The organism is Niveispirillum sp. FG148 (assembly GCF_057809655.1).
Window position 1 is genome coordinate 132,132 of sequence record NZ_JBMDKJ010000006.1, and the last position, 24,472, is coordinate 156,603.

20 protein-coding genes are annotated in these 24,472 nt (G+C 65.7%); 14 read left to right on the forward strand and 6 right to left on the reverse strand.

Features of this window, described 5'->3' with window-relative positions:
* Positions 1-93: 93 nt before the first annotated feature.
* From ACODTW_RS08860 to ACODTW_RS08875, 4 genes are all read left to right on the forward strand, one after another.
* Entirely contained in the window at positions 94-2,460 is a 2,367-nt protein-coding gene (locus ACODTW_RS08860) for a glycosyl hydrolase family 28-related protein (RefSeq protein WP_488945609.1), read from the forward strand.
* Positions 2,460-3,920 (forward strand): phage terminase large subunit, encoded by a 1,461-nt coding sequence (gene terL, locus ACODTW_RS08865; protein ID WP_488945610.1) that lies wholly within the window; start codon positions 2,460-2,462, stop codon positions 3,918-3,920. The genes ACODTW_RS08860 and terL overlap by 1 nt, the downstream gene beginning before the upstream one ends.
* Positions 3,921-4,178: 258 nt before the next feature.
* Entirely contained in the window at positions 4,179-4,490 is a 312-nt protein-coding gene (locus ACODTW_RS08870; protein WP_488945611.1) for a hypothetical protein, read from the forward strand.
* Positions 4,487-4,924, forward strand: coding sequence for a cell wall hydrolase (locus ACODTW_RS08875; protein WP_488945612.1), 438 nt, complete (start codon positions 4,487-4,489; stop codon positions 4,922-4,924). The genes ACODTW_RS08870 and ACODTW_RS08875 overlap by 4 nt, the downstream gene beginning before the upstream one ends.
* A 319-nt stretch (positions 4,925-5,243) precedes the next feature.
* Here the strand turns inward: ACODTW_RS08875 and ACODTW_RS08880 are convergent, their stop codons facing one another.
* Complete coding sequence (locus ACODTW_RS08880) at positions 5,244-5,465, reverse strand: hypothetical protein (protein WP_488945613.1); 222 nt, start codon at positions 5,463-5,465, stop codon at positions 5,244-5,246.
* A 406-nt stretch (positions 5,466-5,871) separates the two neighbouring features.
* Here ACODTW_RS08880 and ACODTW_RS08885 point away from each other — a divergent pair, with 406 nt between their 5' ends.
* The 3 genes from ACODTW_RS08885 (at position 5,872) to ACODTW_RS08895 (ending at position 8,651) form a co-directional block, all read left to right on the forward strand.
* Entirely contained in the window at positions 5,872-6,231 is a 360-nt protein-coding gene (locus ACODTW_RS08885; RefSeq protein ID WP_488945614.1) for a DUF952 domain-containing protein, read from the forward strand.
* The gene (locus ACODTW_RS08890; protein WP_488945615.1) at positions 6,228-7,286 is read left to right on the forward strand and encodes a quinone-dependent dihydroorotate dehydrogenase; all 1,059 of its coding nucleotides are present in this window, start codon (positions 6,228-6,230) and stop codon (positions 7,284-7,286) included. The genes ACODTW_RS08885 and ACODTW_RS08890 overlap by 4 nt, the downstream gene beginning before the upstream one ends.
* A gap of 156 nt (positions 7,287-7,442) precedes the next feature.
* On the forward strand, positions 7,443-8,651 hold the full coding sequence (locus ACODTW_RS08895) for an EAL domain-containing protein (RefSeq protein WP_488945616.1): 1,209 nt from the start codon (positions 7,443-7,445) through the stop codon (positions 8,649-8,651).
* A gap of 43 nt (positions 8,652-8,694) precedes the next feature.
* On the opposite strand, the gene ACODTW_RS08900 is transcribed toward ACODTW_RS08895, so the two are convergent.
* From ACODTW_RS08900 to ACODTW_RS08920, 5 genes are read right to left on the reverse strand one after another with little or no spacing between them, the layout of a single operon-like run.
* Positions 8,695-9,606: a peptidylprolyl isomerase gene (locus tag ACODTW_RS08900; protein ID WP_488945617.1), complete on the reverse strand. Its 912-nt coding sequence runs from the start codon at positions 9,604-9,606 to the stop codon at positions 8,695-8,697.
* Positions 9,607-9,666: 60 nt separating this feature from the next.
* Complete coding sequence (locus ACODTW_RS08905) at positions 9,667-10,926, reverse strand: hypothetical protein (protein WP_488945618.1); 1,260 nt, start codon at positions 10,924-10,926, stop codon at positions 9,667-9,669.
* Entirely contained in the window at positions 10,923-11,315 is a 393-nt protein-coding gene (locus ACODTW_RS08910) for a helix-turn-helix domain-containing protein (RefSeq protein WP_488945619.1), read from the reverse strand. The genes ACODTW_RS08905 and ACODTW_RS08910 overlap by 4 nt, the downstream gene beginning before the upstream one ends.
* Positions 11,312-11,545, reverse strand: coding sequence for a type II toxin-antitoxin system RelE family toxin (locus ACODTW_RS08915; RefSeq protein ID WP_488945620.1), 234 nt, complete (start codon positions 11,543-11,545; stop codon positions 11,312-11,314). The genes ACODTW_RS08910 and ACODTW_RS08915 overlap by 4 nt, the downstream gene beginning before the upstream one ends.
* Positions 11,546-11,601: 56 nt before the next feature.
* On the reverse strand, positions 11,602-12,210 hold the full coding sequence (locus ACODTW_RS08920; RefSeq protein WP_488945621.1) for a TetR/AcrR family transcriptional regulator: 609 nt from the start codon (positions 12,208-12,210) through the stop codon (positions 11,602-11,604).
* Positions 12,211-12,457: 247 nt separating this feature from the next.
* Here ACODTW_RS08920 and ACODTW_RS08925 point away from each other — a divergent pair, with 247 nt between their 5' ends.
* The 7 genes from ACODTW_RS08925 (at position 12,458) to ACODTW_RS08955 (ending at position 24,461) form a co-directional block, all read left to right on the forward strand.
* Positions 12,458-15,397 carry a 2-oxoglutarate dehydrogenase E1 component gene (locus tag ACODTW_RS08925; protein ID WP_488945622.1) on the forward strand — a complete coding sequence of 980 codons (2,940 nt, stop codon included), beginning with the start codon at positions 12,458-12,460 and terminating at the stop codon, positions 15,395-15,397.
* Between the two features lie 52 nt (positions 15,398-15,449).
* A complete protein-coding gene (odhB, locus tag ACODTW_RS08930) occupies positions 15,450-16,673 on the forward strand; it encodes a 2-oxoglutarate dehydrogenase complex dihydrolipoyllysine-residue succinyltransferase (RefSeq protein ID WP_488945623.1) in 1,224 nt (407 codons plus the stop codon).
* A 138-nt stretch (positions 16,674-16,811) separates the two neighbouring features.
* Positions 16,812-19,103 (forward strand): ATP-binding protein, encoded by a 2,292-nt coding sequence (locus ACODTW_RS08935; RefSeq protein ID WP_488945624.1) that lies wholly within the window; start codon positions 16,812-16,814, stop codon positions 19,101-19,103.
* 193 nt (positions 19,104-19,296) lie between these two features.
* Positions 19,297-19,956 (forward strand): OmpW/AlkL family protein, encoded by a 660-nt coding sequence (locus ACODTW_RS08940; protein ID WP_488945625.1) that lies wholly within the window; start codon positions 19,297-19,299, stop codon positions 19,954-19,956.
* Between the two features lie 164 nt (positions 19,957-20,120).
* Positions 20,121-21,243 (forward strand): peptide chain release factor 2 gene (prfB, locus tag ACODTW_RS08945; protein ID WP_488945626.1). Its coding sequence is split into 2 segments (ribosomal slippage): positions 20,121-20,189 and positions 20,191-21,243, totalling 1,122 coding nucleotides; the frame shifts between segments, so codons are not numbered across the junction.
* Positions 21,244-21,426: 183 nt separating this feature from the next.
* Complete coding sequence (locus ACODTW_RS08950; protein ID WP_488945627.1) at positions 21,427-23,052, forward strand: PAS domain-containing sensor histidine kinase; 1,626 nt, start codon at positions 21,427-21,429, stop codon at positions 23,050-23,052.
* 917 nt (positions 23,053-23,969) lie between these two features.
* Entirely contained in the window at positions 23,970-24,461 is a 492-nt protein-coding gene (locus ACODTW_RS08955; RefSeq protein ID WP_488945628.1) for a helix-turn-helix domain-containing protein, read from the forward strand.
* The last annotated feature ends 11 nt before the right edge of the window (positions 24,462-24,472 follow it).

A 24,472-nucleotide genomic window follows, 5' to 3' on the forward strand; every position in this document is an offset into this window, starting at 1 on the left:
CCTGACTCCTGGGTCCCGGCTTTCGCCGGGATGACGGGAGTAAATCTGCGTCCTTCCCGCATCCCCATCCCCCCATAAATCCGAGGTACCCCCATGCCAACCGCCCCTGTTCCGGCGGCGAGCCCTGTTGCGCACTATGTTGCCGATGGGGTCGCAAGCCGTTTTTCCTTTGCCTTTGCCGTCTATAGCGCCGGCGACCTGCTGCTTTACCTGGATGCCGCTCCGCATGCTTCCGGCTTCATGCTGGAAGGGCTGGGCGATCCGGCCGGTGGGGCGGTGCAGTTTGATGCGGCCCCGGCGGCCGGCACCATCGTCACCATCGAGCGCCGGGTGGCGCTGGACCGGCAGGCCGATTTCCTGGAAAGCGGGCCGCTGGCGGCGAAAAGCCTGAATGAACAGCTGAACCGCCTGACCGCCATGGTCCAGCAGCTGGCCGCCGATCAGGCGCGCATGCTGAAGGCGCCGGGGACGGACCTGCCTGCGTCCACCCTGCTGCCCGACCGCACCTTGCGCGCCGGCAAGGCCCTGGGTTTCGATGCCAATGGCAATCCCGTGGCGCTCGCCCCCAGTGCCGTGCCGGCCACGGGGATGGTGGCCGCATTGGGGGCGGGGGCCGTCAGCCGGGCCGTGCCGGACAAGCTGCGCGATCTGGTCTCCGTCCGGGATTTCGGCGCGTCGGGTGACGGGATCAGCGATGATACCAACGCCATCCTGGCCGCACTGGCCGCGCACCGGTCGGTGTTTGTGCCGGCCGGCACCTATCGCACCTCCGCCCCCATCATTCTGGGCTATGGCCAGACCCTTTATGGGGAGGGGGAGGGCAGCGTCATCCAGGCGCGCGCGGCCGCCTTCGATCCGGTGAACCTGCCCACCTATCCCAGCGGCTTCAATGCTGTGGAGCTGGTGGATGGCTATGCCAGCCTGCGCGACCTGCGCATTGTCGGTGGGGCCACGGGCGTGAAGATCTATGGCCGCGACGGGCCGGCCGTGAAGAATGTCGTGGAGAATCTGTCCATCTGGGATGCCATCAACGGCGTCGTCCTGGACGGCTATACCGACACCGACCGGCCCTGTTACTGGAACCATGTGGCCCGCGTGCTGGTGGCGCGGCCGCAGGCGCATGGCGTGCTGCTGACCGTGGAAGGCGAGGGCGATACGCCCAATGCCAACAAGTTCCAGGATGTCCGCGTCTATTCCCTGTCGGCACCCATCAGCGGCTGCGGTTTTTTCATTTCGGCGGGGCGGTTCAATAACAGCTTCACCGATTGCGAGGCGAACCTGCATCCGGGCGGGCAGGCGTGCCTGCGCCTGGGTGCCGCCACCGATCAGAACCTGATCGTCAATTTCTATGCCGAAAGCCTGGGCGCGCTGCCCGGTATCCGCATCGACAATGGCAGCCAGAATACCAGCATCGTCAACCTGTTCAGCGCCACGGGCGGGCAGCCCATCTGGGACACGTCGGCCACGCGCGCCTACACGACCATCAATGCGGGATATCCGCTGCGCAACCTGCTGAAGGAAACCCATATCACCGACCTGCGGGTGGAGGGGTTTAGCGTCGATACCAATTATGTGGAGCCGGCCAGCGGCGGGCTGGTCCAGGCCGACCTGACATCGACCACGCATCTGGTGTCGGCCTTTGGCGGGGCCGTGGAATTCCGCCTGCCCAAGGCGGACACGGCCAATGGCCGCATCCTGCATATCAAGAAGACGGACAGCAGCGCCCATGCCGTCAGCGTGACGGAGCTGGGCGGGCCGGGGCCGGATGGACGGCCGGTGCTGCTGTCATCGCGCTATGACCATGTGTCGGTCGTGTCCAATGGTGCTGGATGGTGGGTGACGGCGCGGACGGGACAGCCGGGCAATGCCGAATTCCGGGACGAGGGCGGGCTGTTCGAACCTGACCTGATGAAGGACCTGTATCTGGTCAGCGGGGACGACGGGGATGTGGAGGTGCGCCTGCCCAGCCCGTCCGCCATCCAGGCCGTGGGAAGGCGCGTCACCATCAAGAAGTCCGACAGTTCCGCCGGGCTGGTGACGGTGAATGCCGCCACGGGTACCGGCCCGGACGGGCGTGCCTGGATCCTTGCCAAGCAATATGAACAGGTGACGGTGTTTTCCAACGGTGCCGGATGGTGGGTGACATCGGCCAGCCGGTCGCCGGCCACGGTGCAGTTCCATGAGGCGGCGGGCCTGTTCCAGCCCGATCTGGGGGCCGAACATTATCTGGTGTCGGCCTTTGCCGGGCCGGTCGAACTGCGCCTGCCGGCGCCGACCGCAGCCAACAGCGGCACAAGGCTGTCGGTGAAGAAGACCGACCCGTCGGCCAATGCCGTGAGTGTGACCAGTGGCGATGGCACGGGCGGCCCCGATGGCGGACCCAAGACCCTGTCGGCGCAATATGCCGGGCTGATCCTGCTGTCCAACGGGGCGGCCTGGCACATTATCGGACGAACATGATGGAAGAGGGGAAGAAGAGTTTCCGCGACTTCCTGGCGATCTGGAACGGTGAACAGGGGCTGGAAACGCCCGGCCTGCACCGCGATCTGGCCGATTGGCTGGAAGATCGCTGGCGCACGGGAAGGCGGGAATTGCTGCTGCTGGCCTTCCGCGACAGCGGCAAATCCACCCTGGTCGGGCTGTTCTGCGCCTGGCTGCTGTATCTGGACCCCAACCGCCGCACCCTGGTGCTGGCGGCGGAAACCAGGCTGGCCAAGAAGATGGTGCGCACGGTCAAACGCATCATTGAACGCCATCCGGACTGTCAGGGCATGAAGCCGGCCAAGCCCGACCTGTGGGGGTCAGAGGAATTCACCATCAACCGCGACAAGGTGATCCGCGACCCGTCCATGCTGGCCAAGGGCATCACATCCAATGTCACCGGCAGCCATGCCGATATCGTGGTCTGCGATGATGTGGAGGTGCCCAATACCAGCGACACGCCCGACAAGCGCCAGGAACTGCGCCAGCGGCTGGCGGAGATCGCCTATGTGCTGTCACCGGGGGGTACCCAGCTTTATATCGGCACGCCGCACGCCTTCCATTCCATCTATAGCCGCAAGCCCAACCGGGCCGAGGGGGAGGAGGAACCGTTCCTGGATGGGTTCGAGCGGCTGGAAAAGCCGATCTTCACCGCGGATGGCGACAGCGCCTGGCCCGAACGGTTCCCGCCGGACGCCATCGAGCGCATCCGCCGGCGCAGCGGCGTGAATAAATTCGCCAGCCAGATGCTGCTGCTGCCCGTGTCGCTGGTGGATGGGCGGCTGGATGCCGACAAGATCATCCCCTATGCGGGCGAGCTGTCCCGCAATGGCGCCGCACTGAAGCTGGGGCGCTGGCTGCTGCGGGGCCTGCGCGTCTGGTGGGATCCGGCCGTGGGGCTGCGTGACAAGAAGCGGCGGCGGGCCGGCGACGGGTCGGTCGCCGTGCTGCTGGGCGATGATGGGGAAGGGCGCTTCTTCATCCATCGCGTGCTGTATCTGAGCGTGCCGCCGGGGTCGGAGGAACTGGCCGGCCGCGTGCAGTGCCATGAGCTGGCCCGGATGCTGAGAGATTACAGCGTGCCGCAGATCCATGTGGAAACCAACGGCATCGGCGCCTTCCTGCCCGAAACCCTGCGCGCCGTGCTGCGCGAGGAGGGGGTGGCGACGCAGGTGGTGGCGCAGCGATCCACCCAGGCCAAGGTGGACCGCATTCTGGGCCGGATCGATGCGCCCCTGCATGACCACCGGCTTTACGCCCATGAAAGCGTCGTGGCCGGCCCCTTGCTGGCCGAAATGCGCGATTGGCGGCCGGGCGGGAAGGGCCATGATGATGGACTGGACGCCGTGGCCGGTGCCATCAGCACCTGTGCTCCACCCCGCCCGCCCGACGCCGCCCGCCGGGCCATCACCCTGGTCGACAGCAATTTCATCGTTTGAAACCAATCTCCCTTGATCGTGACCGATCAAGGGAGGTTTCGCGTTCCCTCAGTCGCCGGGCGCCGCCATCCGGCGGCTTGGCTTACGCGCCCATGGGGGCGCGGGCCGGCGGTCGCCGGCCTTCAATCTTGATCGTGACCGATCAAGGGAGATTTCGCGTTCCCTCAGTCGCCGGGCGCCGCCATCCGGCGGCTTGGCTCACGCCGCACGCGCGGCGGGTCGCCGGTCGGCGGCCATCATAGTGAAAGGATATCCATCATGCCCGCCGCCCCCCCACCCCTGGACCTGATCTGGTGGATCACGGCCATCGAGGTCCCGGCCCTGGCCGGCCTGTTCTGGCTGGTGCAGCAGACGCGCCGGGAGGCCGATCAGGCGCTGGACCCGATCCGCCGTGGCCTGGAGACGACATCGATCCAGCTTCGCGAGGCGCTGGCCGCCTATAAGCTGGAAGTGGCGAAGAACTATGCCTCCATCACGGTCGTCACGGCGCTGGAGGACCGGTTGACGGCGCATCTGCTGCGTATCGAGACCAAGCTGGATGGCCGTCTGGCCGATGGGGGTGTGCGATGACCCGCCCCGCCCTGCGTGCCGAGCCTGACGGTCCCGTCATCCGGTCCGACCCCGATACCGGGACCGACGCGCTGGCCCGTGCCATCTGGGCCATGGGCCGTCATCAGGGTGTGCGGGCCATGGAGGCCCTGGCCGCCGTGGCCCATAATGCCCGGGCGGTGCAGCCCGGACGCACCCTGGCCGGGATTGTCCGCGACGGGGTGCTGTTCCCGGTCTGGAACCCGGCCGATCCGGACCATGGGGCCATGCTGTCGGTGGACAGCAACAACCCTGCCTTTGCCGCTGCCCTGCGCGTGGCCCGGCGCATCGCCGTATCCGGCGATCCCACCGCGGGCGCCACGCGGTTCCATGCCGAGGGCGCGGAGCCGCCCGCCTGGGCGGCGGGCCGGTTGCCGCATCTGCTGCTGTCGGGTTTCTGCTTCTATCGGGAATAACGCCATCGGTCATAATTCATGGCCGATGGTACGACGGCGACCGCCGCCGCGCCGCTCGTGCGGCGTAGCCAAGCCTATGTATGTAGGCGCCGCTGGTATAACAGCGCAATCTCATGATCGCGACCGATCCAGGGAGATGGCGTGTTCCCGCAAGTGCCGGGCCGGCGGCCTTCCATCTGCCAAAGTGAAGGAGCGTGGCCGACGGGAATAAAGAAACGCCGTCTTCGACAGGGTCGAAGACGGCGCAAGGCAGGAACTACGGAACAGGAAAGAGATCAAAGATGAAAGGACCCTCTCGGTCCAGAAAAGGCCGCCGCAGTCAGTCGGCAGCCCGTAACATGGCCGTGTAAACGGCCATCACCGCCTCGATGCTGATCTGTCCAGCGCGGGCGCCGGCGGTCAACATCTCTTGCGTTGGCTTAACAGGAACAGCCGTCAGGCCACGAATGCCCATCTGCTCCACTTCATTCAAAGCGAAACGCATACGATCACTCAGCATCGCTTCATTGACTTCAGGGAACATGCGGGCCGCGTCCTTCATGACGGTTACTCCTGGAACTGTATTGGGTGGCCAGGTGGTCGCAACACCCATCCGCCCTGTGGATGAATAACTATAGGCGGGGGGTGCGGACTTCCACCACTGTGCAGACGTATAGTTTTCAAAACTATTCATAAGTACATGGTTATACCCGTGTATGCGCGTGGCGCTTGCAATGCCGCCCACAGGCGCCGGGTTATGCGCGTTCCCTCAAGCGCCGGGCGCCTGCGTCCGCAGGCTCGGGCTTACGCGGGCATGGGCCCGCGCGGCGGCAGTCGCCGCCGTATCACCGGTCATCAATTATGACCGTTGCTATAAGTATGGTCCGGCGGCGCGGCCGTGCTGGCGAATGCCGGGCTTTCGGATTAGGTTGGCCGCGACACGATCCCACCCGTCTTCCATGGACATCATGGCCGCTCCCATCTTCCATATGTGCCGCGCCGATGAATGGCAGGCCGCCCTGGCCCTTGGCCGCTATGACGGCTCCTCCCAGGACAAGGCCGACGGCTTCATCCATTTCTCGACAGGCGCGCAGCTGCCGGAAAGTGCCGCCCGGCACCGCAAGGGTCAGGCGGGCCTGCTGCTGCTGACCGTCGATCCGGACGCTTGTGGTGCGGCGTTGAAGTGGGAGCCGTCGCGGGGCGGCCAGCTGTTTCCCCATCTTTATGGTCCCCTGCTGCCGGCGGCCGTGACCCGAGTCGATCCGCTGCCCCTGGCGGATGACGGTCTGCATGTGCTTCCCCCGCATGCTACGGAAGGTGTCGCATGATCGATTTCTATCCGCTGGTCCGCCCCCTGCTGATGGCGATGGACGCCGAGAAGGCGCACAACCTGACCATATCCGCCCTGAAGACGGGCCTGATGCCGGGCGGCGGGCGCACCGATCCGGACGCGCTGGCCACATCCGTCTTCGGTCTGGATTTCCCCAATCCCATCGGGCTGGCGGCCGGGTTCGACAAGAATGCGGAAGTGCCGGACGCCATGCTGCGCCTGGGCTTCGGCTTTGTCGAATGCGGGACGGTGACGCCGCGGCCGCAGGACGGCAACCCCAAGCCGCGCCTGTTCCGCGTGCCCACGGCCCAGGCCGTCATCAACCGCTTCGGCTTCAACAACCAGGGCCTGGACGCCTATGCGGCGCGGCTGGAGGCCCGCTGGGGCCGGCCGGGCATCGTGGGCGCCAATGTCGGCAAGAACAAGGATACGGTGGACGCGGCCAGCGACTATACCGCCTGTATCCGCCGCGTGGCTCCGCTGGCCAATTATCTGGTCGTCAATGTCTCCTCCCCCAACACGCCGGGCCTGCGCACGCTGCAATCGCGCGACGCGCTGGCCGACCTGCTGGGCCAGTGCCTGGAAGCCCGCGCCAGCACGGGCGTGACGCCGCCGCTGCTGCTGAAGGTCGCCCCGGACCTGACGGATGAAGACAAGGCCGATATCGCCGCCGTCGTGCTGGACAGCGGCATCGACGGCATGATCGTGTCCAACACCACCCTGGCCCGGCCCGCCGCCATTCCGGCAGCATTGGCGGCCGAAGCCGGCGGCCTGTCGGGGCGGCCGCTGCTGGAGGCATCCACGCGCGTGCTGGGCGAATTCTACAAGCTGCTGGGCGGCAAGCTGCCGTTGATCGGCGTGGGCGGCGTGGCGTCAGGCACCGACGCCTATGCCAAGATCCGCGCCGGGGCCAGCCTGGTGCAGCTTTATTCGGCGCTGGCCTATCAGGGGCCGGGCCTGGTGACGCGGATCAAGACGGAACTGGCCGGGTGCCTGGCTGCGCACGGCTTTGCCCGCGTGGCCGATGCCGTGGGGGCCGATCACAGAGTCTGATCGCTTTTCCCGGTGATCGTCACCGATCACCGGGCCTCGATCGCCGGCGCCAACATCCGTTGGCTTGGCTTACGCCGCACGAGCGGCGCGGCGGCGGTCGCCGCCGTACCGGGAGGCATATATTATGTCCCCCGGTATAAACGTGGGGATTGGTGCATGCATTGGTTCCGCCATCTGGTGTTCGCCGCCGTCTATGTGGCCCTGGCCCTGGTCGTGGCGCTGACCCTGCCCCTGTCGGGGGGCGACGGGCATCTGTCGCTGCTGTTCGGGCTGGTGATCCTGGTCTTTGGCGGGCTGCTGCATGAATTCTGGGCCCGGCGCGAGGAACGCGCCCGGTTGGAAGTCCGGCTGTGGGACCTGGAAAGTCTGGTGGAGGAACAGCAGGCCGAACTGACCGCCCTGCGCGGGCCCGCCCCGCCCGTGCATGCCGAGCGCGGAGAGGTGGCGGCCGTGCTGTCGGAGGCGCGCGTGCTGGAGCGGCTGGCCGACCGGTTGCCGCCCGCGCCGCGCGGCGCTGTGCCGGCGGTGGCGGCGGCGGAGGCCGGACCCCTGTTCGCCAGCCGCACCCCGCCGGCCGTCGCCGACGACGCCCTGGCCACGCTGGATCAGGTGCGCGAGGCGTTGCGTACCGACCAGGTGGATATCTTCCTGCAGCCGGTCGTCAGCCTGCCGCAGCGCAAGCACCGCTATTACGAACTGTTCTCCCGCATCCGTGCCGGCCTGGACGCCGGCGGCCAGCCGCATTACCTGCTGCCAGAGCAATATCTGGGCGTGGCGGCCGAGGCGGGCCTGATGGCCACCATCGACAATCTGCTGCTGTTCCGCTGCATGCAGCTGCTGCGGGAGACGGAGAAGCGGCACCAGAATGTCGGCTTCTTCTGCAACATCTCCGCTGCGACGCTGAACGATGCCGCCTTCATGCGGGAATTCCTCAGCTATATGGGGCAGAACCCCAACCTGACCACCAAGCTGGTGTTCGAGCTGTCGCAGCATGACCTGATGCAGGGCGGGCTGTTCGCCACGGGCTTCCTGGATGGCCTGCGCCGCCTGGGCTTCCGCTTCTCCATGGATCAGGTGACCAGCCTGGACCTGGACTGGAACGAGCTGGCCCGGCACGAAATCCGCTTCGTCAAGCTGGACGCGGCCCGGCTGCTGGACCCGGATGGCCGCTTTGCCGACCCGCGCGTCGTGCGCGACCTGCGCCAGCAGCTGGACCGCAACAATATCGACCTGATCGTGGAGAAGATCGAGACGGAGCCGCAGCTGGTCGAGCTGCTGGATCTCTATATCGATTTCGGCCAGGGCTATCTGTTTGGTGAGCCGCGGCTGGCAAGGAAGCAGCAGGCGGAAGCCGCGCGGGGGTAGGGCCCCCGGCCGCCGTCTGCGGCCGACCGGGGGGCTGCCTTGCTTACGGCTTCACCGCGCGCACGGGCGGCATGGCGTTGCACAGGTCGATATGCTCGGCCGCGCGCACGAAGAAATCATCCTGGCGGAAGCGCCGGGCCTCGCGCCATTTCACATAGCTCTCTGACTGTCCGGACAGGACCTCGATCTTCTCCCGTTCCGCTTCCGGCACGTCGGCGGCCAGACGGACGGATGTGATCGGTACGCGCTGGTCGGGGTTTTCATAGAAACCCAGGGGACCCGTGCCGCGGGGCAGCGCCGTCAGCAGTTCCATCCCCTTCAGCACGCGCCCGACCAGGGTGATGACCCGGTCCAGCGGGCGCGGGGAATGGCCGATGACGGTGTAAAGTTCCGCCCCGCTGCCGCTGTCCAGCGGCAGGCCGCGCCCGACCCCGACAATGCCATAGCAATGGGCCATCCACGCCTCCCCCGATTTCGGATCGCGGGCGGCGGGGAAGATGTCGCTGATCCCCACTTCCGGCGCGTAGGCGTCGGGGTCGGGCAGCTTGGCAAAGGGCAGGGTTTTGGCCCCGCCCTTGACCGTGAATTCCGGCGCCAGCTTGTCCAGGGCCGTCTTCATCGGCTTGGGCGTCTCATCCGGCATGCCCCATTGGGTCACGTAATTATCCTGGACGCGCACGATGAAGGTGCCGTCATACCAGTTCTCCCGCGCCAGCTTGCGCATGTTGTCCACATGCACGGGCGCGAATCCGGGGGCCAGTTCAATGACCACGCGGCCGGCGGGAAGCTGGAGATAAAGCGTGTTCTCCGGCACGGGCGCCCGCCAGTCCGATGCGGGCGAGGCCGCCAGCACCTCTGCCGGGGTCGGGCGTTTGGCCGGGGCGTCGGCGGACAGCGCAGGCGAGGCGGCCAGCAGCGACAGGGCGGCGACCGGGACAAGCAGGAAGGGGCGCATGGGGATTTCTTCTGGTTTGGATTGCCGAGTGTGGCAGTGTTCCAGAAGTGGCGGGCCCCCTCAAGGTCCGACGGTCTTGCCCGTGAACGGGTTCCAACCTTTGGCCGCCAGCACGGCCCAGGCTGTGGCGCCCAGATGCGGCTGGTGGAAATAATAAAGGTCGGCCTCCTTGCTGTCGGGGCCGATGGCGAAGCCGGTCGTCACCCTGTCCCCGCGCGTGGCCCAGAGATAGCCGCCGGGGCTGATATCGGCGGTCAGGCCGGACAGCAGCGCGTCGGCGCGGGCAGTGTCGCCGGCGATGCGCCAGGCGAGTGCCGCCTGCGCGGTGCCTTCCACCCAGACCCCGTCACGGTCGGCATTGAAATCATAGCCGCCGGCCAGCCCATGCGCCCGGTCGGCATAGGCAAGTGCGCGGCGCCAGTCGGGCGGGGCATCGGGCAGCATCAGGGGCCAGAGCTGGGCATCCAGGCCGGAATTACCGTCATTCACGGTGACCCCGTCGGGCAGGGTGCCTGTGGGGAAATAACCGGCGTCGGCCCGCCAGATCCTGGTCAGGAAGCCCGTGGCCGCCGCCCGGCCCGCCACCCAGTCGCCACCCTTGGCGCCGGCCCTTTCCAGCCAGGCGAACAGACCCACCAGATCGACATTATGTTCGGTGGATTTCCAGGTCAGGCGCACGGAGCCGGTATCATAGCCATGGATGCCGCCGGTGAAGCCGCCCGGCCCCCTGGTATCGGCCGTGTTGGCCAGGGCCCAGGCGCCCAGCTTTGCGGCCCCGTCGCGGTATTTCGGCTCCCCCAGCGCGTCGGCCAGGGTCAGCAGGGCCAGGCCGGCCCAGGCGACATTACCCGTGGCCGTGGCCACCTGATAATCATCTTCCTGCCAGGACTGACGCTTGGCGTTCCACCAGCCGTTGGGCGGGACGGGGAATTCCTGCTGCGGGCCGGCGCGGTAGGTGTTGCGCAGACGGCCCTGCGGGCCCAGCCGGTCATTGTCCACCGCCGACAGCAGCGCGTCGCCGATGCGCCTGGCCTTCCCCGCGCGGCCGCAGGCAACCAGGGCGATGGCGGCCAGGGCATTATCATAGGTGAAGGCGGCATTCTTCAGCACATCCAGCGTCGGCGCGCCCTGTCCGGAGACATCGTCGTAGGAGCGCAGAAAGGCCGGCCCCTTGCCGGGCACGGCGTCGATGGCGACGGTCAGCGATCCGCACAGACGGTTGGACAGCAACGTGGCATCGCGGACTTGCCCTGCGGCGGGCAGTGCCAGCAGAAGGCTGAGGACCCCGGCCGTAAGACGGCCAATGACGGTACCGGTCATTCCGCGCGTTCGGTGGGCAAAAGGTTTTCCAGCGGGACCCGAAGCGTCTTCGACAGCTTAACCATGGCATCTACGCTGCCCGGCTTGCGCCCTGATTCGATCTCCGACAGGTATGAAGGCGAGATATCGCATTCCTTGGCCAAGGCACGCTGACTAAGGCCACGATATTGGCGGAAGGCCTTGACCGGATGCATGCCGTCCAGAATCTGTTCCGCCAATTCGAAAGGCAGCAATTCATCCTCACCACGCAGGATGCGCTCTCGTGCCTGGCGGATATCGTCAATGTCCGCCGCATCCTCCAAGGCCGCCGCCATAGCCTCGAAATCGGCGCGGCTCAAGGTAACGGTGTCGGCATCTTCCCGAAGAGGGCGGATCGTGATCGCGTTCATCGGTAGACTTCCTTTCGGTGCCCGACACGGACAATGGTAATTCTCAACTCACCTTGATTGATTTCATACAAGGCGCGCCATTGGCCATGCCTGATGCGTCCCTCCCCTTTGCCGAACGCCTTGGCCCAGGGATAGGGCTTGTAGGGATCATCAGTAAACTGGCCGATCTTTGCCCGCAGGGCCTTTCCATCCTGCACCGGCATGCCTTGGATTACCTTCAGCACGGACATCGGTATGAAAAGCTTCATCCCGGTATCATCGCCAATAGCGAGCGCGCTGACAAGCGCTATCCCCGCGCGCGCAGACCGGCCGCCAGGGTTTCCACCAGTTCGGCCATCAGCAGGTCCGGATCGGCATTGCTGATGGGGGCGATGTTGCCGGACACGATGCCTTCCACCAGCCCGTTGACCGAGGCCCAGGCCGTGGCGGCGGCGCGTTCCAGCCGGGCCGGCGTGGCGTTGGGGATCAGCGGCGATACCGCCGCCTCCACCCCCCGGCGCAGGCGCGTGATGCGTTCCAGCTGCCATTCGGGTAGGGGTTCGGTCAGCACGGGTGGGCGATTGTCGATCAGGGTCTGGAACAGGTTCAGGTTGGAGCGCGCGAAGGAGAGATAGGCATTGGCCAGGGCCAGCAGCCGCGTTTCCACCGCCGCGTCGGGGGGCACGGCATCATCGGCCGCCTTCATCACCACCTGCAACCGGTCCAGCAACTCGGCATTCAGGTGCAGGCGCACCGTGTCCAGATTTGGATAGAGATTATAAAGAGTGCCGACGGAACAGCCCACGGCGTGGGCCAAAGTCCTTGCTGTCAACGCGGCCAGCCCGTGGTCAGCCACCAGTTTGCGGGCTTCGTGCAGGACGGCTTTGGCGAGTTCGGCGCGGGGCTGACGTGTCATGGGTGAAAATTCCCTGGAATTCCCTGGATATGGCACCGATTGAGACTATGTTTAGCACGGTCGCGCGGTTTTCAATCGACCTTTGTCTCTATGGTCATGCTACCCGTGCTCACGGCAAAAGGCTGCCTAGGCAGACCTGCATATTGATGACACCGATGCACTGACGTAAAACCGTCGCGGAATTTCAAGCCTTTGCACCCTGGCCTGACATATCCCTGTGTCACGGCTTTTCCGACCGGAACCCCAAATGGCCCCCTACGATCAAGCCCCGAGCGAGCGCCTCTCCTTCCTTTTCGGCGCCAACGGAACCTTCATCGCGGAACTCTACGCCCGCTACCGGCAGGACCCGACCTCGGTCGACGCGAGCTGGCAATCCTTCTTCGCCGAACTGGGCGATGACGGACATGCCATCCTGGCCGAACTGAACGGCGCGTCGTGGGCCAAGGCCACGGCGAAGGTGATCGGTGCCCCCGATCCGGACGCGCCCCCGCCGGCCAAGCCCGGCAAGGGTGACAAGGCCGCCCCGACGCCGGCCGCCGCGGCCCCCGTTGTGCAGGGTTTCACCCCCGAACAGGTCCGTCAGGCGCAGCTGGACAGCATCCGCGCCCTGATGCTGATCCGTAATTACCGCGTGCGCGGCCATCTGCTGGCCAAGCTGGACCCGCTGGGCATGGACAAGCGGGCCGACCATGTGGAGCTGGATTACCGCCATCACGGCTTCACCGACGCCGACCTGGACCGTCCGATCTTCATCAATCAGGTGCTGGGGATGGAGGTCGCCACCCTGCGCCAGATCGTCGACGCCCTGCAGCGCACCTATTGCGGCCATATCGGCGTCGAGTTCATGCATATCCAGGACCCCGAGCAGAAGGCCTGGATCCAGAGCCGCATCGAGGGCATCCGCAACCAGACCGATTTCACCACCAATGGCAAGAAGGCCATCCTGCAGCGCCTGACGGCCGCCGAAGGGTTCGAACGCTTCTGTCAGGTGAAGTGGACGGGCACCAAGCGGTTCGGCCTGGAAGGCGGCGAAGTGCTGGTCCCGGCGCTGGAACAGGTGATGAAGCGCGGCGGCCAGCTGGGCCTGCAGGAGATCGTGCTGGGCATGGCCCACCGTGGCCGCCTGAACGTGCTGGCCAATGTCATGGGCAAGCCCTTCAAGGCCATCTTCAGCGAGTTCCAGGGCAATCCCGCGAACCCGGAAGATGTGCAGGGCTCCGGCGACGTGAAGTACCATATGGGGACTTCCAGCGACCGTGATTTCGACGGCAACACCATCCATCTGTCGCTGTCGCCCAACCCGTCGCATCTGGAAGTCGTGAACCCGGTCGTCTGCGGCCGCGTGCGCGCCAAGCAGTGCCAGATTTCCGGCCAGGTGCCGCCGTCGGACGAAAGCCGCAACCAGGTGCTGGGCGTGCTGCTGCATGGCGACGCCGCCTTTGCCGGCCAGGGTCTGGTGCCCGAAACGCTGCTGCTGTCCGAACTGAAGGGCTACCGCACGGGCGGCATCATCCATTTCATCATCAACAACCAGATCGGCTTCACCACCGCCCCGCAATATAGCCGTGGCGGCCCGTACCCCACGGAAGTGGCCAAGTCGATCCAGGCCCCGATCTTCCATGTCAATGGCGACGATCCCGAAGCCGTCATCCATGTCAGCCGCATCGCCATCGAATTCCGTCAGAAGTTCCTGAAGGATGTCGTGGTCGATATCGTCTGCTATCGCCGCCAGGGCCATAATGAGGGCGACGAGCCGGCGTTCACGCAGCCGCTGATGTACAAGACCATCGCCAAGCAGACGACGACCCGCGCGCTCTACGTCAACCAGCTGGTCGCCGAGGGTGTCATCACCCAGGCGGAGGGCGACGCGTTCGTGGCCGAGTTCAATGCCCAGATGGAGCAGGAATTCCAGGCCGCCAATTCCTACAAGCCCAACAAGGCCGACTGGCTGGAAGGCAAGTGGGCGGGCCTGTCCCCGGCCCCGGCCGATGTCGCCCGCGGCAACACTGCCGTCGGCATGGACCTGCTGAAGGAAGTGGGTCTGGCCCTGTGCAAGACGCCTTCGGACTTCAATGTCAATTCCAAGGTCGCCCGCCAGCTGAAGGCGAAGCAGGAAGCCATCGAGAGCGGCCAGGGCATCGACTGGGCCACGGGCGAGGCGCTGGCCTTCGGCACGCTGCTGGTCGAAGGTTATACCGTCCGCCTGTCTGGCCAGGATGTGGGCCGCGGCACCTTCTCCCACCGCCATTGCGTGCTGGTCGACCAGGTGAACGAGAACAAGTTCGTTCCCCTGAATTTCATCCGCCCGGACAAGCAGGCGACCTTCGAAGTGCATGACAGCCCGCTGTCGGAAGCGGCCGTGCTGGGCTTCGAATATGGTTTCTCGCTGACGGAACCGCGCGCCCTGACCATCTGGGAAGCCCAGTTCGGCGACTTCGTCAATGGCGCCCAGGTCATCATCGACCAGTTCATCAGCAGCGCCGAATCGAAGTGGCTGCGCATGTCTGGTCTGGTCATGCTGCTGCCGCACGGCATGGAAGGCCAGGGTCCGGAGCACAGCTCCGCCCGTCTGGAGCGCTTCCTGCAGGGCTCGGCGGAAGATAACTGGCAGGTCTGCAACATCACGACCCCGGCCAATTACTTCCATGCCCTGCGCCGGCAGATCCATCGCGACTTCCGCAAGCCGCTGATCATCATGTCGCCGAAGTCGCTGCTGCGTCACAAGCTGGCCGTGTCGCCGCTGGAGATGTTCTCCGCCGACCAGACCTTCCACCGCGTTCTTTACGAAACGGGCGTGGATCTGGTGTCGAACGACAAGATCCGCCGCGTCGTGCTCTGCTCCGGCAAGGTCTATTACGACCTGTTCCAGGAGCGCGAGAACCGGGGCGTCAAGGACATTGCCATCGTCCGCCTGGAACAGCTCTATCCGTTCCCCGCCGACGCGCTGGCCCTGGAACTGGCCAAGTACCCGAATGCCGACGTCGTCTGGTGCCAGGAGGAGTCGGAGAACCAGGGTGGCTGGCTGTTCGCCGATCGCCGCATCGAGAAGGTGCTGACCAGCATCGGTCACAAGGCGGGTCGTCCGAAATATGCCGGCCGTCCGGATTCGGCCGCCCCCGCCACCGGCCTTCTGAAGCGCCACAACCAGGAGCAGGCAAAGCTTCTGGACGACGCGCTGACGATCTGATCCGCCGACAACCCCATCCAAACAGACCATCCAAACACGAAGGCCACAGAACATGGCGACGGAAATCAAGGTGCCCACCCTGGGCGAATCGGTCACGGAAGCGACGGTTGCCCGCTGGCTGAAGAAGGTCGGCGACGCCATCAATGTCGACGACGCCCTGGTGGAACTGGAAACCGACAAGGTGACGCTGGAAGTCAACGCGTCGGCCGCCGGCGTGCTGAGCGAGATCGTCGCCGGTGAAGGCGCCAATGTCGCCGTCGGCGCCCTGCTGGGCACCATCGGTGAAGGGTCGGGCGCCGCCCCGGCCCCGGCCGCCGCGGCGGCTCCGGCTGCCGCCCCCATCCCGGCCGCGGTTCAGACCGCGCCGGCCGCCACGGCCCCGGTCATGCCGGCCGCCGCCAAGATCGCCGCCGACAATGGCGTCGACACGGGCGCCATCGCCGGCACCGGCAAGGATGGCCGCGTGACCAAGGGTGACGTGCTGGCCACGATCGAGACGGCGAAGGCCGCCCCGGCCCCGGTCGCCGCCCCTGCGCCCAAGCCCGCCCCGGCCCCGTCGGGTCCGCGCGCCAAGGCTGACCGCGAGGAACGCGTGCGCATGACCCGTCTGCGCCAGCGCATCGCCGAGCGCCTGAAGGAAGCGCAGAACACGGCCGCCATGCTGACCACCTTCAACGAGGTGGACATGACGAACGTGATCGCCATGCGCAACCAGCTGAAGGACGCGTTCGAGAAGAAGCATGGCGTGAAGCTGGGCTTCATGTCCTTCTTCGTGAAGGCCTGCCTGGTGGCCCTGAAGGAGCTGCCGGCGGTGAACGCGGAGATCGACGGCACCGACCTGGTCTATAAGAACTATTACGACATCGGTGTTGCCGTCGGCACGCCGCAGGGTCTGGTGGTTCCGGTCGTCCGCGATGCCGACAAGCTGTCCTTTGCCGGCGTGGAAAAGACCATCGGCGAGCTGGGCAAGAAGGCCCGTGACGGCAAGCTGTCCATGGAAGACCTGTCGGGCGGCACCTTCACCATCTCCAACGGTGGTGTCTATGGCTCGCTGATGTCGACGCCGATCCTGAACACGCCGCAGTCCGGCATCCTGGGCATGCACAAGACCATGGACCGCGCCGTCGTCGTGAACGGCAAGGTCGAAGTGCGTCCCATGATGTATCTGGCCCTGTCCTATGACCACCGCATCATCGACGGCCGCGAGGCCGTGACCTTCCTGGTGCGCGTCAAGGAATGCATCGAGAACCCGGAGCGCATCCTGCTGGATGTCTGACCGGTTGTTCTGGACCAACGGAAAGGCCGCTCCCACCGGGGCGGCCTTTTTTGTTGCCCGGCGCCGGGCGCGAAGCCGCCCGTGACAAGCGGGCGGGGACATGGTTGAACTGTTCGCAGGGCAGTGCGGGTGGCTGGTATGGATTTGGTGGTTACCCTGGACATCACGACCCAACTGGTCACCTTTGCGGTGGTCGGGCTGGGGCTTGGCGTCGCCATGATCATCTATTGGTGGCGGCAGCGGGCCGTGCCGGGCCTGGGTCTGCTGACCATCGGTGTCATCCTGGGGGCCAGCGGCGTGGCGCTGGTGGCGGGGCGCGCGTTCTTCCCGCTCTGGATCTCGGTGATGGCGGGCAATGCCATTGTCGGCTCCTCGCATGTCGCCCTGCTGGGGGGGCTGCGGCTGTTCTATGGAAGGCCGGCGCGCACGGGCCTGGTGGCGGGATCGCTGGCGCTGGTGACCGCCGTCCTGACCTATGACGTGTTCACGCGCGACGACATCATCCTGCGGTCGGTCATCACCACCATCTGGCTGGTCTGCATGAAGCTGCTTGTCGCCTATGAATGCTGGCGCTATGGCCGCACCGCGACGCCCCGCCTGTGGGTGGTGATGGTGGTGATCTTCGGCAGCATGGCCGTGGTGATGACCTACCGCATCATCGATATCCTGATGCATCCCCAAGCCGGGGGACTGTTCGCGGCCAATCCGGCCGCGTCGCTGAATTTCCTGCTGGCCACGCTGGGGCTGGTGGTGGGCTCCATCGCCATCATGGTCATCAGCAACGAACGATTGCAGCACCGGCTGGAACAGGAAGCGGCCGAGAATGCCCGCGTGGCGCAGGAGCGCGACCGTGCCGCCCAGACGGCCGACGCGGCCAACCGGGCCAAATCGGTGTTCCTGGCAGCCGTCAGCCACGAGATCCGCACCCCCGTCAATGCCGTGCTGGGCGGGCTGGAAATCCTGGAAAGTCAGCCCGTGGCCGGCGGGGCCGCGCAGCGCAAGGTGCTGGAGGTGATGGAAAAGGCGGGCCAGTCGATGCTGGCGCTGCTGGACGATCTGCTGGACATCACCCGGATCGAGGCGGGGCACCTGTCGCTGGTGCCGCAGCCGGTGGACCTGCACCAGCGCCTGCATGACGCCATCGACCTGATGGCGGGCCGCGCCTCGGCCAGCGGCCTGTCGCTGGATCTGGTGATTGCCCCCGATGTGCCCCGCCATGTCAGCGTCGATCCAGCGCGCCTGCGTCAGATCCTGCTGAACCTGATCGGTAACGGCATCAAGTTCACCGAGCGGGGCGGCCTGCGGGTGGAGGTGACGCGCCGGCCCCCGCCCGCGACGCGCCCCGGCGGCGCCCCACCCGCCGCGGTGGCGCTGCGCATCACCATCGCGGATACCGGCATCGGCATCGACCCGGACAAGCTGCCGCGCATCTTCGACGCCTTCTATCAGGCCGAAGCCGGAAACAGCCGCCGCTTTGGCGGGGTCGGGCTGGGCCTGGCCATCTGCAAGCGGCTGATCGACATGATGGGCGGTGCCATCCAGGTGGACAGCGCGCCCGGCCATGGCACGGTCTTCACCCTGGACCTGCCGATGCCCCTGGCCGCAGCACCCGTGCAACCCACCGGCGCCCGCCTGCTGCCCTACTGGACCAGCCGCCCGCAGATCCTGCTGGTCGAGGATGACCAGGTGAACCAGTTTGTGGCGAGCCAGCTGCTGACCCGCCAGGGCATTCATGTCACGACCGCGGAAGATGGGGAAACGGCCCTGCGCCTGCTGGAGAGCCTGCCGGTCCGGCTGGTGCTGATGGATATCGGCATGCCGGGGCTGGACGGGTTCGAGACGACGGCGCGGCTGCGCGCGTCGGGCGGGCCCATGGCCGATGTGCCGGTCGTGGCCCTGACGGCCAATGTCCTGCCGGAAACGGTGGCCCGCAGCCGCGCGGTGGGCATGCAGGGATTCCTGTCCAAGCCCATCAAGCTGGAAGAGATGCTGGCGATGCTGGCCCGGCACATCCCGCCGGACGGTGTCGGTGCGGTTGCGGTGGGAGGGGCGGCGGAGGTGGCGGCGGCGCCGGCCGCGCGCCCGGCCGATACGGGCCCCCTGGCCGGTTTGCGCAGCAAGCTGGGCGGACCCGCCATCGACACATTGCTGACGCTTGCCGCACAGAATGTTGCTGAGGCGCGCCAGCATCTGCGACCCGTCGACAGTGACGGTCCGCAGCCGGATGTGGGGGCGATCCGGCGGCTGGCGCTGCGCCTTGCCGACGGGCTGGATGCCGTGGGTTTTCCCGCAGATGCGCAGGCTTTGCGCGATTGTCTGGCCCTTTTGCGGGCGGGTCAGCCCATGAATACGGCCCTGGCCGCCATGGATGCCATCCTGGCCGATGCCCAGGCCCGACTGCCCCGGCCACGGGCCACTGCGGCGGAATGACCCGCCCCGCAGCGGCGGCGGTTTCCAATGTTTCACTATTCGACAGCCATTTTGGTCGCACGATAAATTGATCCAAGTCAGAGAAGCATCCGCGTCGAAGGCCTATAAACGGTCCTCGAAGACGACGCATGAAGCTGCGCCAAAATATGCCGAAGGAAACATTCCGCCGGCAGACAATATAGGAGCCTATTCCATGAAGAAGTTCGCTGTTCCGGCGGTTGCCGCCGCGCTGACTGTCGCCGCCGTTGCCGCCATGCCCGCCCAGGCCGAGAAGGCCGCCGGGGATCTGCTCGTGCGTGGCCGTGTGATCTATGTCACCCCCGACGAGAGCAGCAGCCTGAAGCTGGGTAGCACCGCCATTGCCGGCAAGGCCTCGGTTGACGACTCCGTCGTGCCGGAGCTGGATTTCAGCTACTTCTTCACCGATAACCTGGCCGCCGAACTGATCCTGGGCACGACCCACCACAATGCCATCGCCGCCAAGGGCTCGCCGCTGGGCGCTTCGGTCGATCTGGGTGATGTGTGGCTGCTGCCGCCGACCCTGACCCTGCAGTACCATTTCAACCCGAAGGGCAAGATCAGCCCCTATGTCGGCGCCGGCATCAACTACACCATTTTCTACGGTGAGGATCCGGGCGCTGCCAAGAGCATCAGCTATGACAACAATTTCGGCGTGGCGGCCCAGGCCGGCGTCGATGTCGAGCTGAACAACAAGTGGTCGCTGAACCTGGACGTCAAGAAGCTGTGGCTGAAGACGGACGTGACGGTCGATGCCGGTCTGGCTTCCAAGATCTATGCCGATACCAAGCTGAACCCCTGGATCATCGGTGTCGGCGTCGGTTACCGCTTCTGATTTGATGGTCTTCTGAACGGGACCGTCCCAGAGACTGGGGGCGGCCATGTTGGGAAGGGGCTTGGCCTCGGCGGCATCCGGGGGTACATAAGCCGCTTCGCAACGTGGCCGCCCCCGGGCCTTTTTGGGGGTCGGCCTTGTCATTCAAGATCTGGAGCACGCCCATGCGCGCCGAAATCCAGGCGGTGACGGAGGCTGTCGAACAGTCTCTGGTCCTGCTGAGGAGGCATCTTTGACTGGGAGAAATCCCTGTTCCGCCTCGACGAGCTTGTCGCACTGACCGAAGACCCCAACCTCTGGAACGACGCCGAGCGCGCCCAGAAGCTGTTGCGGGAAAAAAACCAGCTTGAGTCCGGCCTGACCGGTACCCGTCAGCTGGAACGCGATCTGAAGGACAATCTGGAACTTCTGGAAATGGCCGAGGCCGAGGGTGATCAGGATATGATCACCGACGCTGAGAACGCCATTCTGGGCCTGAAGGATCGTGCCGCCAAGATGGAGCTGGAAAGCCTGCTTTCCGGCGAGGCCGATGCCAATGACGCCTTCCTGGAAGTGAATGCCGGCGCCGGTGGCACGGAGGCCCAGGACTGGGCGCTGATCCTGCTGCGCATGTATACGCGCTGGGCCGAACAGCATGATTACAAGGTCGAACTGCTGGACGAGACCAACGGCGAAGAAGCCGGGATCAAATCGTCCACCATCCAGATCAAGGGCCACAACGCCTATGGCTGGCTGAAGTCTGAAACGGGCGTGCATCGTCTGGTGCGCATCAGCCCGTTTGACAGCCAGGCGCGGCGCCACACCTCCTTCTCCTCCGTTTCCGTCACCCCGGTGATCGACGACAAGATCAATGTCGAGATCAACGAGAAGGATGTGAAGGTCGATACGTTCCGCGCCAGCGGTGCCGGCGGCCAGCACGTCAACAAGACGGATTCGGCTGTGCGCTTCACCCACATTCCCACCGGGATCGTGGTGTCGTGCCAGCAGGAACGCAGCCAGCACAAGAACCGGGCCAAGGCCTGGGACATGCTGCGCGCCCGCATCTATGAAATGGAACTGCGCAAGCGCGAGGAAGCGGCCAACGCCCTGGAAGCCACCAAGACCGATATCGGCTGGGGCCACCAGATCCGTTCCTATGTGCTGCAGCCCTATCAGTTGGTGAAGGACCTGCGCACCAGTGTGGAAACGTCCGACAGCGCCGGCGTGCTGAACGGCGACCTGGACCGGTTCCTGCAGGCGGCACTGGCCCAGCGGCTGAACGGTCACGGCGACGCTCAATCGACCTGATGGCGATCATCACCGGCAGTTGATTGCGGAGGCCCGGCAACAATCTGTTGCCGGGCCTTTGTTTTTCCAGCAAAAATGGCCGTCACCATCCGCTGTGTCCGGGGCGGACCCATCATTCCCCGGTCCGCGCGAATAAGACGTCCCGCGTCCGCGCCGCAGGGACAATAGGGGGAAACCGTCAAGATGGTGTCGGACAATATGGGACTGGAGCCGGGCCTGGACGGAATGGCCGGTGAGAACCGGCTGTTTGCAGCCTATTTCAACAGCACCTCGCAGGTCCTGATCGTCCTGGATGGCGCCGGCACGGTGCTGGCCGCAAACCGGGCTGCCCTGCGCGTCGGTGATCTGGGACCGGCCGCGGTGACCGGCATGCCCTTGTGGGAGACGCCCTGGTGGCGGGGTGCGCCAGAGGCTCGCGACCGGCTGCATTCTGCGGTGCAGGCGGCCTGCCAGGGGGCCACCGTCCGTTTCGATGTGGCGACGGGCCCCGAAACGGGCGCTCCCCTGGTATTTGACCTGTCGGTCACGCCCATCGTGCGCGACGGTGCCGGTACGGTCCGCCTGATGGTGGAAGGGCGCGACGTGACGGAGGCGCGTGACATTGAACAGGCGCTGCGCACCAACGAACAGCGCCTGCGCGACATAGTCGAAGGATCGGTACAGGGGATTGTCGTCCATCAGGACAACCGCATCTTGTTCTGCAACCCCGCCTATGCCCAGATATTAGGCTATCCGTCGGTGCTGGACGTGCTGGGCACCGATCTGACCAGGATCATCCCCGAGGAAGGACGCGAGCAGGCCGAGCGGGCCTGGAAGATCCTGCTGTCCGGCGGCAAGCTGCCCATCATCCGCGGCGCCCCCAACCTGAAGCAGGATGGCAGCCTGATCCAGGTCGATGTGCTGGCCCGCCGCATTGTCTGGGATGGGCATTATGCCATCCAGGCCACCGTGGTGGACGTCACGGCCCAGACAACGGCCGCCGCCGCAGAGGCGGCGCGGCTGGCCGCGGAAGCCGCCTCGCAGACCAAATCCGCCTTCATCGCCACGATGAGCCATGAATTGCGGACGCCGCTGAACGCCATCCTGGGTTTTGCCGGCATGATCGCCAGCGGGGAACGCGGGCGGGCCGCCGATCAGCGCCATGCCGAGTTTGCCGGCGACATCATCGTGGCGGCCCGGCATCTGCTGTCCGTCATCAACGACATGCTGCATCTATCCAAGATCGAGGCCGGTCGCCTGATTCTGGAGCCGTGCTGGATCCCCGTGGAAGGGGAATTGCGGCAAGTCCAGCGCATTGCCCTGGGGCTGGTCCAGGACAAGACGCTGGATATCGGTGTCAGCCTGCCGGAAGGCGCGCCAGTGCTGCTGCGCGCCGATGAGCGGGCATTGCGTCAATTGCTGCTGAACATCATCGGCAATGCCGTGAAGTTCACGCCCGACGGTGGGCGCATCCGTCTGGCCGCGGATATGGACCCTGCCGATGGCACATTGACCCTGTCGGTGACAGATACCGGCGTCGGCATCCCCGCCGATGATCTGGAACGGATCTGGCGTCCGTTCGAACAGGTCGGGCGGGTGCAGGACCATCAGAACGGCACCGGCCTGGGCCTGTCCATCGCGCGGGCGCTGGCGGAACTGCATGGGGCTGCGGTGTCGGTCGACAGCGTGCTGGGACAGGGGACGACCTTCCGCTTCCGCTTCCCCGCCGATCATGTGGCCCGTGGCGCCATATCGCGTCACGAGACCAGCAATGATGCCGAAAGAAGCTCAGCCCACACTGTCACGGGCCACACCGTCACGGGACCCTGACCGTCCCGGCGGATGATTGACCATCTCCGCCGCGATCTGACGCCGGGTGGCGCCGTCGGCGCAGTCAAGCCAGGCCAGGAACGCCACACGCTGCGACAGCTCCGCCGCATGGCGCCACGCATCATGCATGCCGCGAGAGGACGGTGCCACCCGGGGCGCTGATGGCGGGGGCCGGCAGTTCATCGAACCACCGCTGTGTCGCGGTCCGTCCCGCACGCACCCCAGGGGCGAAATCCAGTAACGGAAATATAACTCTTTCCGTGTATCGCTGCTGTCACTGGCCGTGATGGGAACATGCGGAAATTTCCTCTGGCGGTCCGACGGCCGTGCGGGGGCGGGGGTGCGTTGGCCAGACAGGGACACGCTCGCATCACCCTTGTTCAATCAGAAGGCGAAGAGGACATTTTCAGCAAAATTTGCCGAAAATGGCTGCCTTCCGCGGAGATAAAACCAGCACTGTCGACTTTGACAAGCGGACGACTTTTCAGTCACCATCAATAGCTTCCCACTGGATGGAGACATAGGCCGAACGCCGTTCGTACAGCTTCAAAAGAACCAGACTGGAAGACAGTAACAGCCGCTCCTGGTGCTGAGACGGCTGCTGTCGTGTCATGTTCCGATCTTTTCTGACGCCGAATTTGTCGGGTTCCGCGCCTGGATTGATTGGAATTGGCGTGACTTTCCGTTGCCGCTCTGGCCCTGGCCTCCATGCCGAAAGGATTCTATCGCTCGAAAATGACTTTACGCATCGAAAAACGGGAATTCAACGATAATCCGTCGCGAGTTCGCACATATTCCGTTACGCGGAACCGCGAAAACTCGGAACCGGGATATGCATACGGTTGTGTGCTTTTCCGCTCCGACAAGCTGCGGGGTCAGCCCCTGCGGGGGATTGTTCCAGGCCAGGGGGATGCGACGTGAGCAACAGCATCGCAATGCGACTGCGGGAGCTGCGGCGGAGAATCGGCTTCGTCCGGCGCGCCGACATGGCCACCCATCTGGGCCTGCCCAACTCAACCTACAGCGCTTATGAAGGGGAGGCGGGCCCGCCGAAGGTGGAATGGCTGGTCGAACTGGCCCGCCGGGGTGTCAACCTGAACTGGCTGCTGACGGGCGACGGGGAAATGCTGCTGCCGCCGCATGCGGTGTCGCCGCCCCCGGCTGATGCGCCCGTGGTGGTGACGGCCACCACCGCCCCGAGGACACCGCCGGAGTCGGAGGTCGACGCCTATCTGCTGGCCGCCATGATCCGCCGGGTGGAGCGGGAGGAGCGGGAACGCGGGCGCAGCCTGACGGCATTGGAGAAGGGGGAGATGATCGCCCGGCTCTATGCCGCGTCAGCCCGCCTGACGGAAGCCGAACTGGCCACCCACCCGCTGGGGCGTGCCGCGGAGGCGCCGGAGCGATAGGGGGGAGGAGG

What these genes read in the sequence shown, in the direction of transcription:
- ACODTW_RS08860 (WP_488945609.1), top strand. Translation starts at nt 94, where the DNA reads ATGCCAACCGCCCCTGTTCCGGCGGCGAGCCCTGTTGCGCACTATGTT.
- terL (WP_488945610.1), top strand. Translation starts at nt 2,460, where the DNA reads ATGGAAGAGGGGAAGAAGAGTTTCCGCGACTTCCTGGCGATCTGGAAC.
- ACODTW_RS08870 (WP_488945611.1), top strand. Translation starts at nt 4,179, where the DNA reads ATGCCCGCCGCCCCCCCACCCCTGGACCTGATCTGGTGGATCACGGCC.
- ACODTW_RS08875 (WP_488945612.1), top strand. Translation starts at nt 4,487, where the DNA reads ATGACCCGCCCCGCCCTGCGTGCCGAGCCTGACGGTCCCGTCATCCGG.
- ACODTW_RS08880 (WP_488945613.1), bottom strand. Translation starts at nt 5,465, where the DNA reads ATGAAGGACGCGGCCCGCATGTTCCCTGAAGTCAATGAAGCGATGCTG.
- ACODTW_RS08885 (WP_488945614.1), top strand. Translation starts at nt 5,872, where the DNA reads ATGGCCGCTCCCATCTTCCATATGTGCCGCGCCGATGAATGGCAGGCC.
- ACODTW_RS08890 (WP_488945615.1), top strand. Translation starts at nt 6,228, where the DNA reads ATGATCGATTTCTATCCGCTGGTCCGCCCCCTGCTGATGGCGATGGAC.
- ACODTW_RS08895 (WP_488945616.1), top strand. Translation starts at nt 7,443, where the DNA reads ATGCATTGGTTCCGCCATCTGGTGTTCGCCGCCGTCTATGTGGCCCTG.
- ACODTW_RS08900 (WP_488945617.1), bottom strand. Translation starts at nt 9,606, where the DNA reads ATGCGCCCCTTCCTGCTTGTCCCGGTCGCCGCCCTGTCGCTGCTGGCC.
- ACODTW_RS08905 (WP_488945618.1), bottom strand. Translation starts at nt 10,926, where the DNA reads ATGACCGGTACCGTCATTGGCCGTCTTACGGCCGGGGTCCTCAGCCTT.
- ACODTW_RS08910 (WP_488945619.1), bottom strand. Translation starts at nt 11,315, where the DNA reads ATGAACGCGATCACGATCCGCCCTCTTCGGGAAGATGCCGACACCGTT.
- ACODTW_RS08915 (WP_488945620.1), bottom strand. Translation starts at nt 11,545, where the DNA reads ATGTCCGTGCTGAAGGTAATCCAAGGCATGCCGGTGCAGGATGGAAAG.
- ACODTW_RS08920 (WP_488945621.1), bottom strand. Translation starts at nt 12,210, where the DNA reads ATGACACGTCAGCCCCGCGCCGAACTCGCCAAAGCCGTCCTGCACGAA.
- ACODTW_RS08925 (WP_488945622.1), top strand. Translation starts at nt 12,458, where the DNA reads ATGGCCCCCTACGATCAAGCCCCGAGCGAGCGCCTCTCCTTCCTTTTC.
- odhB (WP_488945623.1), top strand. Translation starts at nt 15,450, where the DNA reads ATGGCGACGGAAATCAAGGTGCCCACCCTGGGCGAATCGGTCACGGAA.
- ACODTW_RS08935 (WP_488945624.1), top strand. Translation starts at nt 16,812, where the DNA reads ATGGATTTGGTGGTTACCCTGGACATCACGACCCAACTGGTCACCTTT.
- ACODTW_RS08940 (WP_488945625.1), top strand. Translation starts at nt 19,297, where the DNA reads ATGAAGAAGTTCGCTGTTCCGGCGGTTGCCGCCGCGCTGACTGTCGCC.
- ACODTW_RS08950 (WP_488945627.1), top strand. Translation starts at nt 21,427, where the DNA reads ATGGTGTCGGACAATATGGGACTGGAGCCGGGCCTGGACGGAATGGCC.